The organism is Alloscardovia omnicolens DSM 21503 (genome assembly GCF_000420505.1).
In the GTDB taxonomy this organism is placed as follows: Bacteria; Actinomycetota; Actinomycetes; order Actinomycetales; family Bifidobacteriaceae; genus Alloscardovia; species Alloscardovia omnicolens.
Genome location: NZ_ATVB01000024.1, coordinates 1 through 13,699, shown reverse-complemented (window position 1 = coordinate 13,699; position 13,699 = coordinate 1). Strand labels below are relative to the sequence as shown.

10 protein-coding genes, 1 tRNA gene and 1 other RNA gene are annotated in these 13,699 nt (G+C 47.3%); 2 read left to right on the top strand and 10 right to left on the bottom strand.

What is annotated here, in order from left to right:
• Positions 1–473 precede the first annotated feature (473 nt).
• Entirely contained in the window at positions 474–851 is a 378-nt protein-coding gene (locus G464_RS10490; RefSeq protein ID WP_021617241.1) for an SDR family NAD(P)-dependent oxidoreductase, read from the top strand.
• Positions 811–1,251 carry an SDR family oxidoreductase gene (locus G464_RS10485; protein WP_258164944.1) on the top strand — a complete coding sequence of 147 codons (441 nt, stop codon included), beginning with the start codon at positions 811–813 and terminating at the stop codon, positions 1,249–1,251. Before G464_RS10490 ends, G464_RS10485 begins: the two co-directional genes overlap by 41 nt.
• 60 nt (positions 1,252–1,311) lie before the next feature.
• Here G464_RS10485 and G464_RS0107670 read toward each other — a convergent pair.
• From G464_RS0107670 to G464_RS0107630, 10 genes are all read right to left on the bottom strand, one after another.
• Positions 1,312–1,385 (bottom strand) — tRNA-Lys (locus G464_RS0107670).
• Positions 1,386–1,497: 112 nt separating this feature from the next.
• Complete coding sequence (locus G464_RS0107665) at positions 1,498–3,018, bottom strand: formate--tetrahydrofolate ligase (protein ID WP_022857376.1); 1,521 nt, start codon at positions 3,016–3,018, stop codon at positions 1,498–1,500.
• A gap of 200 nt (positions 3,019–3,218) precedes the next feature.
• Positions 3,219–4,745, bottom strand: a complete 1,527-nt coding sequence (locus G464_RS0107660) for a C69 family dipeptidase (RefSeq protein WP_022857375.1) — start codon at positions 4,743–4,745, stop codon at positions 3,219–3,221.
• A 135-nt stretch (positions 4,746–4,880) separates the two neighbouring features.
• Positions 4,881–5,435: a YbhB/YbcL family Raf kinase inhibitor-like protein gene (locus G464_RS0107655; protein WP_026472697.1), complete on the bottom strand. Its 555-nt coding sequence runs from the start codon at positions 5,433–5,435 to the stop codon at positions 4,881–4,883.
• A gap of 102 nt (positions 5,436–5,537) precedes the next feature.
• On the bottom strand, positions 5,538–6,689 hold the full coding sequence (locus G464_RS0107650; protein ID WP_022857373.1) for a DNA polymerase III subunit delta': 1,152 nt from the start codon (positions 6,687–6,689) through the stop codon (positions 5,538–5,540).
• The gene (gene tmk / locus G464_RS0107645; RefSeq protein ID WP_022857372.1) at positions 6,682–7,314 is read right to left on the bottom strand and encodes a dTMP kinase; all 633 of its coding nucleotides are present in this window, start codon (positions 7,312–7,314) and stop codon (positions 6,682–6,684) included. The genes G464_RS0107650 and tmk overlap by 8 nt, the downstream gene beginning before the upstream one ends.
• A 6-nt stretch (positions 7,315–7,320) precedes the next feature.
• Positions 7,321–10,083 carry a type I DNA topoisomerase gene (gene topA, locus G464_RS0107640; RefSeq protein ID WP_022857371.1) on the bottom strand — a complete coding sequence of 921 codons (2,763 nt, stop codon included), beginning with the start codon at positions 10,081–10,083 and terminating at the stop codon, positions 7,321–7,323.
• A 159-nt stretch (positions 10,084–10,242) separates the two neighbouring features.
• The gene (locus G464_RS0107635; protein ID WP_022857370.1) at positions 10,243–11,436 is read right to left on the bottom strand and encodes a phosphatase PAP2 family protein; all 1,194 of its coding nucleotides are present in this window, start codon (positions 11,434–11,436) and stop codon (positions 10,243–10,245) included.
• A 925-nt stretch (positions 11,437–12,361) separates the two neighbouring features.
• Positions 12,362–12,458, bottom strand: an RNA gene (gene ffs, locus G464_RS09965) — signal recognition particle sRNA small type.
• Between the two features lie 36 nt (positions 12,459–12,494).
• A partial coding sequence (locus G464_RS0107630) for an LTA synthase family protein (RefSeq protein ID WP_022857368.1) occupies positions 12,495–13,699 on the bottom strand: 1,205 nt, incomplete at its 5' end.

The window sequence follows — 13,699 nt, the reverse complement described above, 5'->3', positions numbered from 1 at the left end:
AAGAATCACAATAAATGACTCACAAAATAAAAGAAAAATAACGAAAAACACTCTACAAAAAATAAAGCATTCAACGCACAAAAAACAACCAAACAACAAAATCATTCAGCTGTCACTGGCATTATCAAAACATAAAAAGTAGTACAAAACACGCTCTTGAGTTCTCAAACCACCACAACACAAACCAACCAAAACCCCAAACCAAAGAGAATCAGCCGCATCAGGCAGCGAATAAAAACAATACACCACCACACCACACCACGCAACCCACACACCCACAACCCAACAAACACAACCCCTCAACGGCGTGTCGCACATCCTTAAACGCCAGCGTCAATCGTTTGAACAGATTATGGACACACCCAGCTTTCTTTAAGTTTAAGGACAAAACTAAGGAGCAGCGGAACGAACCGCTACGCATATAGCTTGTGTATGTAGACAGGTAACACAAGTGTTTTCACAAAGGAGTACATATGGCAGATAAGAAAGTCGCCTTGGTAACAGGTGGGGCTCAAGGAATTGGCGAGGCTGCTGTTCGTCGTTTAAGCGCAGATGGTTTTGCTGTTGCTATTGCAGATCTCAACTTGGAGGGCGCTCAGGCTCTGGCCGACGAGCTCAACGCTAACGGCGGCACCGCTTTGGCTATTAAGTTGGATGTATCCGATCAGGCTGCTGTAGATGCAGCTGTGGATGAGGCTGCAGACAAGCTTGGCGATTTTAACGTTATCGTTAACAACGCAGGCTTGGCTCCAACAACTCCAGTGGGTACGGTTACCCCTGAACAGTTCGAGCTGGTTACGAAGGTTAACATTGCAGGAACCATGTGGGGGTGTTCAGGCTGCAACACGTAAGTTCCGTGAGCTCGGTCATGGTGGAAAGATTATTAACGCAACATCTCAGGCAGGTGTTGTGGGTAATCCAAACCTTATGCTCTACTGCTCCACCAAGTTCGCTATCCGCGGTATTACTCAGGTAGCTGCTCGAGAGCTCGCACCAGAAGGCATTTTGGTTAACGCATACGCTCCAGGTATCGTAAAGACTCCAATGATGATGGACATCGCTCACCAGGTTGCTGTAAACGCTGGTAAGGATGACGAGTGGGGTATGGGCACCTTCTCGAAGGATATTGCTTTGGGTCGTTTGAGCGAGCCTGAAGATGTAGCTGCTGCTATTTCCTTCTTGGCAGGTCCTGATTCCGATTACGTTACCGGCCACACTTTGGAAGTTGATGGCGGTATGCAGTTCCACTGAGTTCGTGCTTGCTAGATAAAGCAAAAGGGCTTCTTCGGAAGAAGAAGCCCTTAAATTTTGTGCCCCCTCAGGGACTCGAACCCTGGACACGCGGATTAAGAGTCCGCTGCTCTAACCAACTGAGCTAAAGGGGCGCTGCTTATCGCAACGAGTAACTACTATACTCAGAAAATAATCAAGCGCAAATACGACACGCCGAAAGAGGAAAACTTTCGCGTCGCATTTGCGCTCAATCAATCAGCAAACCTAGACAATCTTTGGCATTGGAGTGGTCAAAGAAGTCGTTAAGTTAATGTGTACCACGCCTGCACCGGTATGCATCTCAACCTTCTTGAGCGTAACCGTGCGTTCGCTCTCTGGCAGAGCATCGTTATCGGTCATGGTTGCTGGAGACTTCACAGCAAGCACAGCAAGCGAATCAAAATCGATACCCAAAGCTGCAGCGCGATCCTTCTCGGCAGCCAAAATCGATGCGAAACCGTCCTTCTCAATCACGCGGTCAGCTGGAACGCCGTAAGCCTTCTCAGCTACCCAACGTACGGTATCGAGGAAGTCCTCGCCACTCTTACTTTCTGGACGAGCATCCGAATCTGCGGCCGACACAGCCTCAATAAACGCATCGAGTTGAGAAGCCAATCCTGCTCCACCGTCTCGCCACAAATTGCCAGCGATAGGTTCACGGAAACCAAGTGTTGCCGCAGTCTGGCGCAGCGCTGGAAGCTCATCATCTTCACCTTCCCACAAGTTAATCATAGGGAAGGAAGGAATACCCAAATCCTCGAGTCGGTTTACAGCAAATGGGTAGCGCCACTGCAATGCCGGATCGTCTTGCCATGTGGTAGCGCGGGTAACAACCACCGCAGCAGCTGGCCACTGTGCGCCATACTCACGCGCAGCAATATCGAGCCACTTCTGACCACCAGCATCAGCGCCGTATCCAGCCTCAACCACAACAACATCGTGCAAAGCGCAGGCCATATCCACAGCAACCAAGCCCGGAATACCAAGAGATACGTTACCGAACGGACCGCAGTGAATGTACACAGGCGAACCTTCGGAACTTTCCATGTACGCAGGGTCAACAGCATTACCAATAACTCGTACAATACGCTCAATATCTACAAATTCCTTAACAAGCACTGGCTTGCCAGTTTCAGGAGCTAAACCTGCAGTCATATTGCCAATGCGTTGCGCAATTTCATCTACCGAGCGAGACAGCACAACAATCTGCATCATTTCACTAGCAGGCGTCAGCACAAAACGCTCAGCCAACTTGCCACCATCTGTCTTCACGGAACGCAAAGAACGGCTTGGAGTTTCAGACACACGAGGAATCAAAACCTCAGACAGAATGCCATCATCAACAGCCTTCTCACAGAAAGCAACCAACAGATTCTGCGCATCTGCAATGCGAGCCATTTCACCGGTCAAACCCCAGTCAGCAATTTCTGGGTGAGACAGTGTAGACTTACCGCCACCCGAAGCACCGCCTTTCGAGCCAGCAGCAGTAATACCCATGCTTGGCTGACGCAGTACTGCAGCCGCATCAATACCGCGCTGACGCAATGCATCAATTAAAGCGATGGTGGTTGTGGTCTTTCCTTCACCGCGTGAAGCTTTCAAAGGTGTTGCTGCTGTAACCAGCACAACTTTACCCTTTTTGAACTGCTCAGGATGAGCCTGAACTTCTTTGAGGAAGGCGAAAGCATCAATCTTCATGAGTTCGCCATAAGCACTCGAATAGGAGGAGAGCTTTCCCGTTAACATCGTGCAACCTTTCTGTGTGGGTGTTGCAAGTCTTTTATTTTGACTACGAAGGCGCAAGACCGCGTTTTTCCGCCGCTATCCGTCTCAGCCACGCGCCGACCATCGACCAGTAACCGACCGTCAGCGCTGAGCCGTCCGAGAAGTTTCAGTATCAGTCAGCCCTACGCCATCAGTCAGCCTAACCGCCGTTTCTAATTATCCTAATTATCCGACATGAAGAAAGCGTTGTGCATCGACATGCTCGTGGTGTACAGCACCTTAGACAGCAAATCGTTGGTTTCTTTCTCAACAATGTCGCAAATCGACTGGTTCGCAGCTTCCAAAATCAAACACGCACGCTTATCTTCTGTGTTCTCAACAGCAGCAGAGCCTTCCGCAGCGGCAAAAGCAGCAATCTTTTTATCAGCAGCAATAACTGTAGCTACTCCTGCTGCCCCAGTTTTCTGCGCGTAACGGTCAATATGCGCGCTGTTCTCATTAAAGCGAGCATCAGCTAAAGCAGCAATCACACGGTTTGCCCAGTAGAAGTTATGCGCTGTATCAACTGTTTCGGTTGTACCAGTCAAGTATGCAGGAATCGTATCAATATTCGTAAAAATAGGCACGCATACATTAAATGGATTTGAACCATAAGCAGTCCACTGAATAGAGCGCGATGCTTCAGGAGCATATGGACGGATTTGAATAATGCACAAATCGCAGTTGCGGTTAATACCAATGCAACGGAACTGTCCGCGCGTAGCTTCGGAACCGTTCTTTGCATACGGATCGTAAGCAGTGCCCTGATAATGACCGCTCAAAGCATACTTGACGTCTTCAATCGTAATCTTGTGTTCTGGCTGACGAGCCCATGGAATATCGTCGCTCATAGGCGTATGCAATGCTTGAGGACTATCCCAATCTTCGTCATAAGGATTAAAGAAGCGCTGAATCCACCAAGCGCGTGGAGTGTTATACACATGGTCAGAATCAGAATGAGAACCAAAAGCTAAACGAGGATTAAACGCACTAGCGTTTTCCACAGCCAAATCTAAATGATTTTCTTCAATAAACTCACGTAAATCAGCAGAGCACATATGCTCATCCTGATCACCGAAAGCATCATCTAAATCAAACTCATCAATGCCCAACTGATTTGGCATGACCACATAGGAATCATCTGGCACACGCTTAGCCATCCAATGATGACCGCCAATTGTTTCGAGCCACCAGATTTCTTCAGCATCGCTAAAAGCAATGCCGTTCATCTCGTACGTGCCAAACTCTTCGAGCAAAGCACCCAAACGTTCCACACCCTCGCGTGCCGAGGAAATATAAGGAAGAACGATGGTGAGCATATCTTCTTCACCAATACCACCAGGAATTTCTGGCTGTCCATCGCGAGCAGGAACAAGCTCAACAAGCGGATCTGCACCCAGCACGCGCTCGTTAGAAGTCAATGTTTCCGTAGCGCTCATAGCCACGTTCTTCTCGTTCACGCCATGCTCAGCCCACAAACCATTTTTCAGTAAGGCATCTGGCACAGAAGTGTAGCGCATCGGATTATCTGGCAAATCAATCTCTACATGAGAAATAACACTTTTATAGTGACGAGGCTGATCGTCTGGCTGAACAACCTTAAACTCTTTTTCGGTAAATTCACCGTTCGAGGAATCCTCGTTACGTGAAATAATAGTTGAACCATCATAGCTTGCATTCTTACCGACAAGAATAGTGGTGCAAGGCATAGAATTCCTTTCTGTAGCGGCTGTTTTACTTTCGGCTTTTACTTCTCTGTTTTATTTAGTTCGGTGAGTATGACGTTTTTTGATTGAAGAGCACTGCGTCTTTCAGTTTTACTCGATACGCTCTGCTGATACGCTTTACTGCGCACGAGAGCGAATATATATTTCTCCATAATCAATGACTGCATCTGTGCGGAACACAGCATTGCGTAACTGATTAAGATAGAAACCGTCCTCAAAACCCTCGAAAGCCTGAGCTGTTCCGTACACGCATAACTTATAATCATGATCGCGGTCAGGAGGTTGCGGACCGTTATAGCGATGGATAACTGCAGGATTAGTTTGCTGAGCAATTTTACTGCCTGCCGAGGTGCGACCTTGCACAGCTTCAGGAATAAGTGATGGTAATTGACGTGAGAAATCTTCAGGTATTTGTAGAGCGTGAGAATCATTAAAATCAAACATAAGCGCGTCTACCGGAATATTCGCCACTGCCCAGTGAATCCATTGAAAACCACAGACAGGAATAGCATCATCATCTACAAATTCCCAGTGCAAATACCGTACAGCAGGATTTAACTGATCGATATAAAACGGAAATGATGTGGTTGGGTATCCATCCGTTTTATGATTCTGTGAAGCGAACTTGCCATAAGTATCGGGCATTAGCGTAAAATCGGCAGAAATCTTCATATCTCCAGTATGCCACGTGGCACGGAATGCGCTAGGCAACACGTGGAGTATGCGATGTATGTAATACTTTTACGCGCTTCCATTACGCTATAACGCTCCCCGCTACGCATTAATCAGCGAAGTTAGCAAAGCCTCTATAGCCAATAACTGTGGTGTATTGCCGTGAATACGGCGACGCGCTACATCAATGCATTGTATAGCATCAACAGCATGTTGACGAGATACGCGCACCGACATGGCAGCAATTTCTTCTGAAAACTCTTGGTTAATCAAACCGCTAACCATTTCTGCATTATTGTGAATAACTGCTATATCGCGATATACGCTGGCAATCGTAGTTAAAGCACGGTCTACCACATCGCGACTTAAACGTGTTACTCGACGTTTAACATCATCTTTTTTGCCAATAGCGTTATATTGCGAGCGCACAGAAGCATCAATCGGATCATCATCAGCCAAACCGTGAGAACGGCGAAATTCTTTCTGCTGTGCCTCCACTTGCGCATCAATACTGGATTGCGCTTGGTCTTGTGCAGAAGCACACAGCTCTTGAGCAAGCAAAACAGCTTGAGAGGTGCGCGTCATGGAAACGAGATTATCCACAATATTATTGCGCATGCGCACAGCTTCCGGCTGGGTAGCATACAGACGTGCTATGCCAATATGACCTTGAGCCAAGCGCGCAAATTGCTTAGCTTTATGCGCATCCACACCTGTGCTCTCCTGCAAAAACGCAGCAATAGCATCCACTGGTGGAACAGCGAGATTAACAATGCGCGTGCGTGAACGAATAGTTGGCAACACATCTTGGGCTGATGGAGCACACAGAATCCACAACGTGTGGTCACTTGGCTCTTCAATATCTTTGAGCAACACATTTGTTGTGCGCTCGCTCATACGGTCAACATCTTCAATAATAATGACGCGCCACGGGCACAGCGCAGGCATCTGTTCTGCGTGGGCGCTCAGCTCGCGCACCTGATCAATCGTAATGCTCACGCGGTCTGTGGTCAGCGTGGTCACATCCGGATGAGTTCCGGCATCAATCTGTCTGCACGTATCGCATTGACCACATCCGCCCTGTGGACAGTTGAGAGCCTGCGCGAAAGCACGCGCTACATTCGAGCGTCCTGAACCAGCAGGTCCACAAATCAGCCATGATTGCGCAATATGTTCTGGTGAGCGTGCCACGCGAGACAATAACTCAACAACAGGCTGTTGCCCAATAATGGATTGCCAAACGCCACTACTCATGATCAGTCCCGCGCTGAGCAAGCAAAGCGTCTATATCGCAGCGAATATCGTTCCACACCTCGTCAATACTGCGAGAGGCATCAATAACCACACAACGTTCAGGATTCTCAGCTGCAATTTGAAGAAAAGCCGCGCGTGTACGTTCAAAAAAGTCTTCGCCAGCAGACTCTAAACGATCAAGCTCACCTGTGAGACGAGCACGTGACTGTTCAAAACTCATATCCAACACATATGTGCGCTGCGGCCATAGTCCCGCTGTAGCGAACTGAGATAGCTCAAGCACGTTCGCACGAGACAGTTCGCGCCCACCGCTTTGATACGCCATCGACGAATCAATATAGCGGTCCGTTAGCACAGCTTGACCGCGTTCGAGTGCTGGACGAATAAAACGATCTACGTGTTGAGCGCGATCGGCAGCATATAACAACGCTTCTGCACGGTCAGACACATCCTCGCCGTGCAGAAGAATGCGACGTAAATCTTTTCCAAGTTCAGTGCCGCCTGGCTCAAATGTCGTTACTGCACTAATTCCTCGCGACTCAATATAATCGCGCAGTCTGTGCAGCTGGGTGGTTTTACCCACGCCGTCCACACCTTCGAAGGAAATAAACAAACCTTTCGTCATTGTTTATTACTCCTTGGCTGTGCTTTTCTTCGTCGTGCGTTTAGCAGTAGTTTTCTTCGCTGTTGTTTTCTTCGCGGAAGACTTTGCTTTTGTGCTGCGACGCTTGCGCGGACCTGCTGCACGTTTTTCTGCAAGAAGACGGAAAGCAACTTCTGGTTCTATGGATTCAGCCGTATATTGCTTTGGTACGGTACGGTTTGTTTCGCCGTCCGTGATATACATGCCATAGAAACCATCTTTAATAACGACTGGTTTACCTGTATCTGGATCAGGACCGAGTTCGCGCAGAGGAGGTTTGGCAGCTCCACGAGTACGGCGACCATACTTTGGCTGAGCAAATAACTCTTCAGCCTGTTCAACTGTTACGGTGAAAATATCGTCTTCCGAGTTTAGCGAGCGCGTTTCAGCTTTACCGTCTACACCAGTTTTCGTGAGGTATGGACCGTAACGACCGTTATTGGCAAGGATTTCGACCTTCTGAGTTTCGCCTGTTTCCTCGTTTTTCTGCTCAACAGTTCCCACAACGCGCGGCAGATCGAGCAGTTTGACTGCATCGTCCAGACTGATAGCATCAGGAGTCATTGTTTTGAACAGCGAAGCCATTTTTGGTTTATTCGCTTTATCGACTTTTTCGTCACCCGTTGGCACAGCAATGAGAGCAACGTAAGGACCGAAACGTCCGTTACGCACTTCAATCGTTCCTCCTGTTTGAGGGTGAACACCCAGAACTCGAGGACCACCTGAATTATTATCAATAAGATCGCGTGCAACCTCTTGAGTCAGTTCATCGGGAGCGATGGTTTCTGGCAGACTTGCACGCTTTGGCTTACCTTCTGCATCAAGATTGTCTGCATCTTCCAAATATGGACCATAACGTCCTACGCGCACAGCAAGACCATCGCCCACAGGAATAGTGTTAATCTCGCGCGCATCAATCTCACCTAATTGAGAGACTTGAGCATGCAGACCTTTATGAGCTTGCTCAGATGAATGAGCCGAGTCATCACCATCACCAAAGTAGAAGCGCGTTAACCATGCTTTACCGGTTTCCTGACCTTGGGCAATACCGTCTAAACCGTTTTCCATTTGAGCGGTGAAGGCGTAATCCACATATTGTGGGAAGTTCTGTTCCAACAGTTTAATCACAGCAAAAGCAAGCCATGATGGAATAAGAGCTCGTCCACGTTCATATACGTATCCGCGATCAATAATCGTAGAAATAATGCTGGCATATGTAGATGGGCGACCAATTTCCTTAGCTTCCAAAGTGCGCACTAAGGAGGCTTCCGTGTATCGCGCTGGAGGCTGAGTTTCGTGCGACTGAGGTTCTACCTCTTGTGCCGCAAGCACATCACCTTGAGATAGTGGAGGCAGAATTGTTTCTTGCTCATCCTTCTTACTCGTTGATAGACGTGTAGCCACAAGGAAACCAGGAAATTCAATAACAGTTCCGCTGGCATGGAAAGTAGCTGTGCCCTGATCTGCGGTTACTGCATTCATTTCTACGGTAGCGGTAAAGCCTGTGGCATCTGCCATTTGTGACGCCAAAGCACGACGCCAAATAAGCGTATACAGCTTGAGCTGATCAGTTGGCAAACTCGTTGCTAAATCAGCAGGATTACGGAAATGCGAACCTGCTGGGCGAATAGCCTCGTGCGCTTCTTGTGCACCGGCAGACTTAGTGGCGTATTGGTGAGGCTTCTCAGATAAATACTGAGCTCCCCATTCTTCTTCCACACTTTGACGAGCAGCAGAGATTGCTTCACTCGATAAGGTCACCGAATCGGTTCGCATATAGGTAATATAACCGTTTTCATACAGCCCTTGAGCTGCACGCATGGTTGCGCGAGAAGACATTCCTAAAGTATTACCTGCTGCCTGCTGCAAGGTCGATGTGGTAAAAGGAGGTAAAGGGCGACGCTTATATGGCTTAGAACCTACTGATTCCACAACAAAATCAGTGTTTTTTAGAGCCTCAGATAAGTTCTGCGCGGTCTTTTCGTCTACAACAATCACGCCATCTTTCTCTGCTGCAGCAGTTAATGCGCCGTTCTCATCAAAATCTTTCGAACCAGCAACGCGCGTACCGTCAAGCTGAGTTAAACGTGCTGTAAAAGCGTCTTGGGAAGCATCGGCACTCACCTGAGCAGAGATATCCCAATAGGTTGACTTTACGAAAGCCATACGTTCGCGTTCACGTTCCACAATCAAACGTGTAGCAACGGACTGCACACGACCAGCAGACAGACCTGGTCCTACTTTGCGCCACAATACTGGCGAAAGCTCATAACCGTATAAACGGTCGAGCACACGCCTAGTTTCCTGAGCATCAACCATATGTGCGTCTACATCGCGGGTATGTTCGAGAGAGTCAACAATAGCTGACTTGGTAATTTCATGAAAAACCATGCGCTTAACAGGCACGTTTGGTTTTAGCGTTTCTACCAAATGCCATGCAATAGCTTCTCCCTCGCGATCCTCATCAGTTGCGAGGAAAACTTCGTCAGCTTTTTTCAAAGCTGCTTTAAGCTCTCTAACAGTTTTCTTCTTATTATCGTCCACAATGTAGTACGGCTTAAAACCATCATCGACGTTCACGCCGAACTTACCGTACTCAGCTTTACCGGATGCAGGAATCTGAGAAGGCTGGGCAAGGTCGCGAATATGACCCACAGATGCGAGCACTGTGTAGTCATCACCCAAATAACCGCCAATTTTCCGCGCTTTGGTAGGCGACTCGACGATTACGAGCTTTTGTCCTTTAGCCATTTTCTGCTCCACTTTCCGATTCGCTATGTGTGTGCCACGCATTGCACACTCAGTTCTTTATTATGCACGCGCCTCGACAAAAGCGCCTCATCGGTGTCTTATCTTCACCGCTTATACGCAAGCAGACGCGCCGAGTTGAGTGTTATTCCCTCTTATGAGTTACGCGCGGGGAGGCGCAGGAGGTTTGCCCAGCAATCCAAAACGTGTTAATGGAGCTGCCGTGGCCTGACGCATTGCAAGCAGTAATCCAAACATAAAGGACGAAAAACCAGCAATCAATGCTATCGTGGCGTACACGCCATACAGAGAAAGCGCGTCAGGACGGTACTGAACAACAGGATAAATCTGTGCTAACACATAACTTCCGTAACCTATAGCGCACGCTCCGGCAACAATCAACACACTTGCAGTAATTTGAATGCTCACGCTGGATTTTCGCGTTCCTACCTCATCCATACCTGAGGCGCGCGTAAATGCCATAGCTAAAAGTCCCAAAGAAACAACTAAAAGAATGGCCATAATGGAATCTGTTGGTCTGTGCCAATTATCGTAAATCACCATAATTCCCACAGACGTGGTAAAAATAACCGCCCATACAGCACAGATAGCGCGCAAAACGCGAGGCACGCACAAAACAAGGCATACGCTGGCAATAGTAGCCAAAGCAGTGTGTCCAGACGGCGCAGAGTTCGCAGGATCAGGAATATATGCATCCAAAACTGGGCGTGGTAGCACGCGCTTCAAACCGTAAGAGCTCACAAAGGCGACAATAATAAAAACAACAGTGAGAGCGAAGGTGTAAAAACGCTTACGCACAACGGCAACGAGCAAAGCAAGAGCAATCATTACAACGCTTGCCACAATAATCCACCGCGAATCAGTGAATAATGATGGAGCCAGCGATTCAATGCTCGGGAAGAGACGAGACATATCTGACCACATCCAGCTATCGAAACGCTGACCAGGCAGAGTCCATACGCCAGCATAGAACACTGCAGCTGATGCTACTAATCCTAGAACGGCAAAAACAATGCTCGATACCACAGCGCTGACGCGCGGATGAGTGGCCAAATATTCGTCGGAACCACGATCTTGAGAGCTGACGTGAGAGCTGATGTTGGCTGCAGACTTCGCTGTGGCTTCTGTGGATGCTTTAGTATTGAGCGCGTTATCATCACTCGCGTTCGAAGATTGCTCGTTGGAATTGTTGCTTTCCTCTCTATGAGAAGGCATCAATATCTCGTTTTTCTGCTGGCTAACTTGGCTCGGAGGAGCAGGTATTGCCATCGTTGGATTGACGGTCTCGCCTGCGCCTTGGTGTTCTGCGTTCTGATTATTCATTTCGTCTGCCATGTGAGTACACAGTACTCGATTACTTCGATGTGCGCAGGAAGACCTGAAAATCAGCACTGAATATGAACATACGATATACAGTATGGTACTGAAGCTCATGTCTTACGACATAGTTCCGCTGACTGTGGGGAGCTGTGTTGTGAGATTTTTTGTTTTTCCTTAAACTCTCGGATAGTGTCGTCAACATGTTTCCTCGCTGCATGCATCGTGGTTTTGCTGATTTTTCGTTCTTTCTTTAGATTTTCAAGTGTATAGCTCATGGTTCATGCTTTCGGTCTAGGAAGCTTGAGATTTGAGGGTCATCTGCGCTAAGCCTAACTACAAACATTATCGCACGCGCGTTCCCATGTGCTGTATCGTTCGTACCTACCAGTTACTCTACTTGGTAAAGCTTTTACCGAGCATTCAAAACACCGTGTTCCATCTTTAATTGTCATAGCAAACAGTAGTTATGAAAGTTAAAGCACTGTATCACTGATACAGTTTGTGATCTTTCCTTGAAAATCAATGAAATCTGTTTCGTACTAACACAACACATAGCTTTAGCTTTCGTACCTACCAGTTAGCGCTACGTGGTAAAGCTTCTACCACGCGAAAGTAGAAGCCTATTGGGCTGTATCATTCATAGCTAATCACAACGATGAATAATACAGCAAACTGGTTCTTCGGACTTAGCGGGGTTGTGTAGGTTACAAGTGCGTGAAAGTTGCTAGCATGCCTTTTAAGAGTGATTGAAACCCGCGTTCATGTGTGAAGTCGATACGCGCAACCGATATGCCACGTGTGAAGCCTTTTTTGCGCATCAAAACTGGCATAACAGGTGTATGAATCGGTTAAGCAGAATGCGAGAGAGTAAAAGCCTCTCGAATTGAACACAGTGTAAAGCCCGATTGCGCAGAAAGATACTAACAGCGCATCAGAAGAAAAAGAAAAACTCCCACGTACCCGACAGAGATCACTTACCCTTGCTGCATTCCTGCCCTGGGGGAGTTGGGTGACATATCGCCACATGGGAGCTTTTGCTAGTATACACGACCCTCGCGAATTACACCACGAGTCTATGAAATATTCATAAAGTCCGTATTCTTTAAGTAGTTCTTTCCAGCTGTAAAATCGTACTGAACAAACTTGTAATCTTCTAGCAACTGCTTGGTTTGCGCATCAGCCTGTGATACGTCCAAATAGTTACCTTCGTTATCCAAGTACAGAGCTTGACCATCAGGAATACGGCTCCATCCTTGAATCTTATTCACTACTGGAGGTTCCATTGCTGGAACTTTGGCGTGTAGTGCTGTTAAGAAGGCAATATATGGGCTCACCTTAGCGTTCAAGTGTTCAGCTAACTGAGCAGTAAAGAAGTTAGGCGAGGTATACGCGCTATTCGTCGCTTTCTCAGCTGCCTGAGCATTATCCACACCAGACGCTTTATTCGACCAAATAAAATAATCAGTCTCATGCAAAGCTACAGAATTATTATCGTCCTTAGCAGCACTCTTATAAACACCTGGCAGATGGTCACCGTAGAACACCACAGTAATTGGACGATTCAGCTTATCCAACTGTTCGAGGAATTCCTTAGTACATCCATCAGTATATTCCATGCCCTTGGCATAGGTTTCAATTGAGGATTTCTCGCTATCTTCTAACGGTGTACCCGTAATGCTTTCTGCCTTAATTTCATTATTCGCATAATAATTCTTATACGGCATGTGGTTTTGCATGGTCACAACCTGATAGAAATGAGGGCTTTGATCAACCTTCTCCAAAGAATTCAAAATAGAGGTATACGTTGATTTATCAGACACATATGGAGAAGTACCCAACTTAGTAGTTGGAGAAATAAACAAAGGACCATCTAAAGTACTAAACTGCGAGAATCCAAAGCGTTTATACACCATATTACGCGAATACATATTCGACTGATACGGATGAAAAGCCAATGAAGCTTGCTCACCCCACAACTGATTAACACTCGCCGACCACTTTTGCGTAGGAACCAACTGCTGATACGGAGAACTCAAAGACGGAGCAAAATTACTCATCGACAAACCCGTCAACGCCATATACTCCAAATTAGCCGTACCACCACCATAACCAGACGACAACATCAAACCAGACGTCGTCTTCGATTTAAGCTCACGCACAAAAGGCATCACATCTTTACTCACCTTCAACCCCGGCACACGAGAGGGATCCGAGAAAGACTCCGACAAAATATAAATCACCGTCGAATCCTTCAAACGAGCACTGCGATGCACATTCA

What these genes read in the sequence shown, in the direction of transcription:
- topA (WP_022857371.1), bottom strand. Translation starts at nt 10,083, where the DNA reads ATGGCTAAAGGACAAAAGCTCGTAATCGTCGAGTCGCCTACCAAAGCG.
- G464_RS0107635 (WP_022857370.1), bottom strand. Translation starts at nt 11,436, where the DNA reads ATGGCAGACGAAATGAATAATCAGAACGCAGAACACCAAGGCGCAGGC.
- G464_RS0107655 (WP_026472697.1), bottom strand. Translation starts at nt 5,435, where the DNA reads ATGAAGATTTCTGCCGATTTTACGCTAATGCCCGATACTTATGGCAAG.
- G464_RS0107650 (WP_022857373.1), bottom strand. Translation starts at nt 6,689, where the DNA reads ATGAGTAGTGGCGTTTGGCAATCCATTATTGGGCAACAGCCTGTTGTT.
- G464_RS10490 (WP_021617241.1), top strand. Translation starts at nt 474, where the DNA reads ATGGCAGATAAGAAAGTCGCCTTGGTAACAGGTGGGGCTCAAGGAATT.
- tmk (WP_022857372.1), bottom strand. Translation starts at nt 7,314, where the DNA reads ATGACGAAAGGTTTGTTTATTTCCTTCGAAGGTGTGGACGGCGTGGGT.
- G464_RS0107660 (WP_022857375.1), bottom strand. Translation starts at nt 4,745, where the DNA reads ATGCCTTGCACCACTATTCTTGTCGGTAAGAATGCAAGCTATGATGGT.
- G464_RS0107665 (WP_022857376.1), bottom strand. Translation starts at nt 3,018, where the DNA reads ATGTTAACGGGAAAGCTCTCCTCCTATTCGAGTGCTTATGGCGAACTC.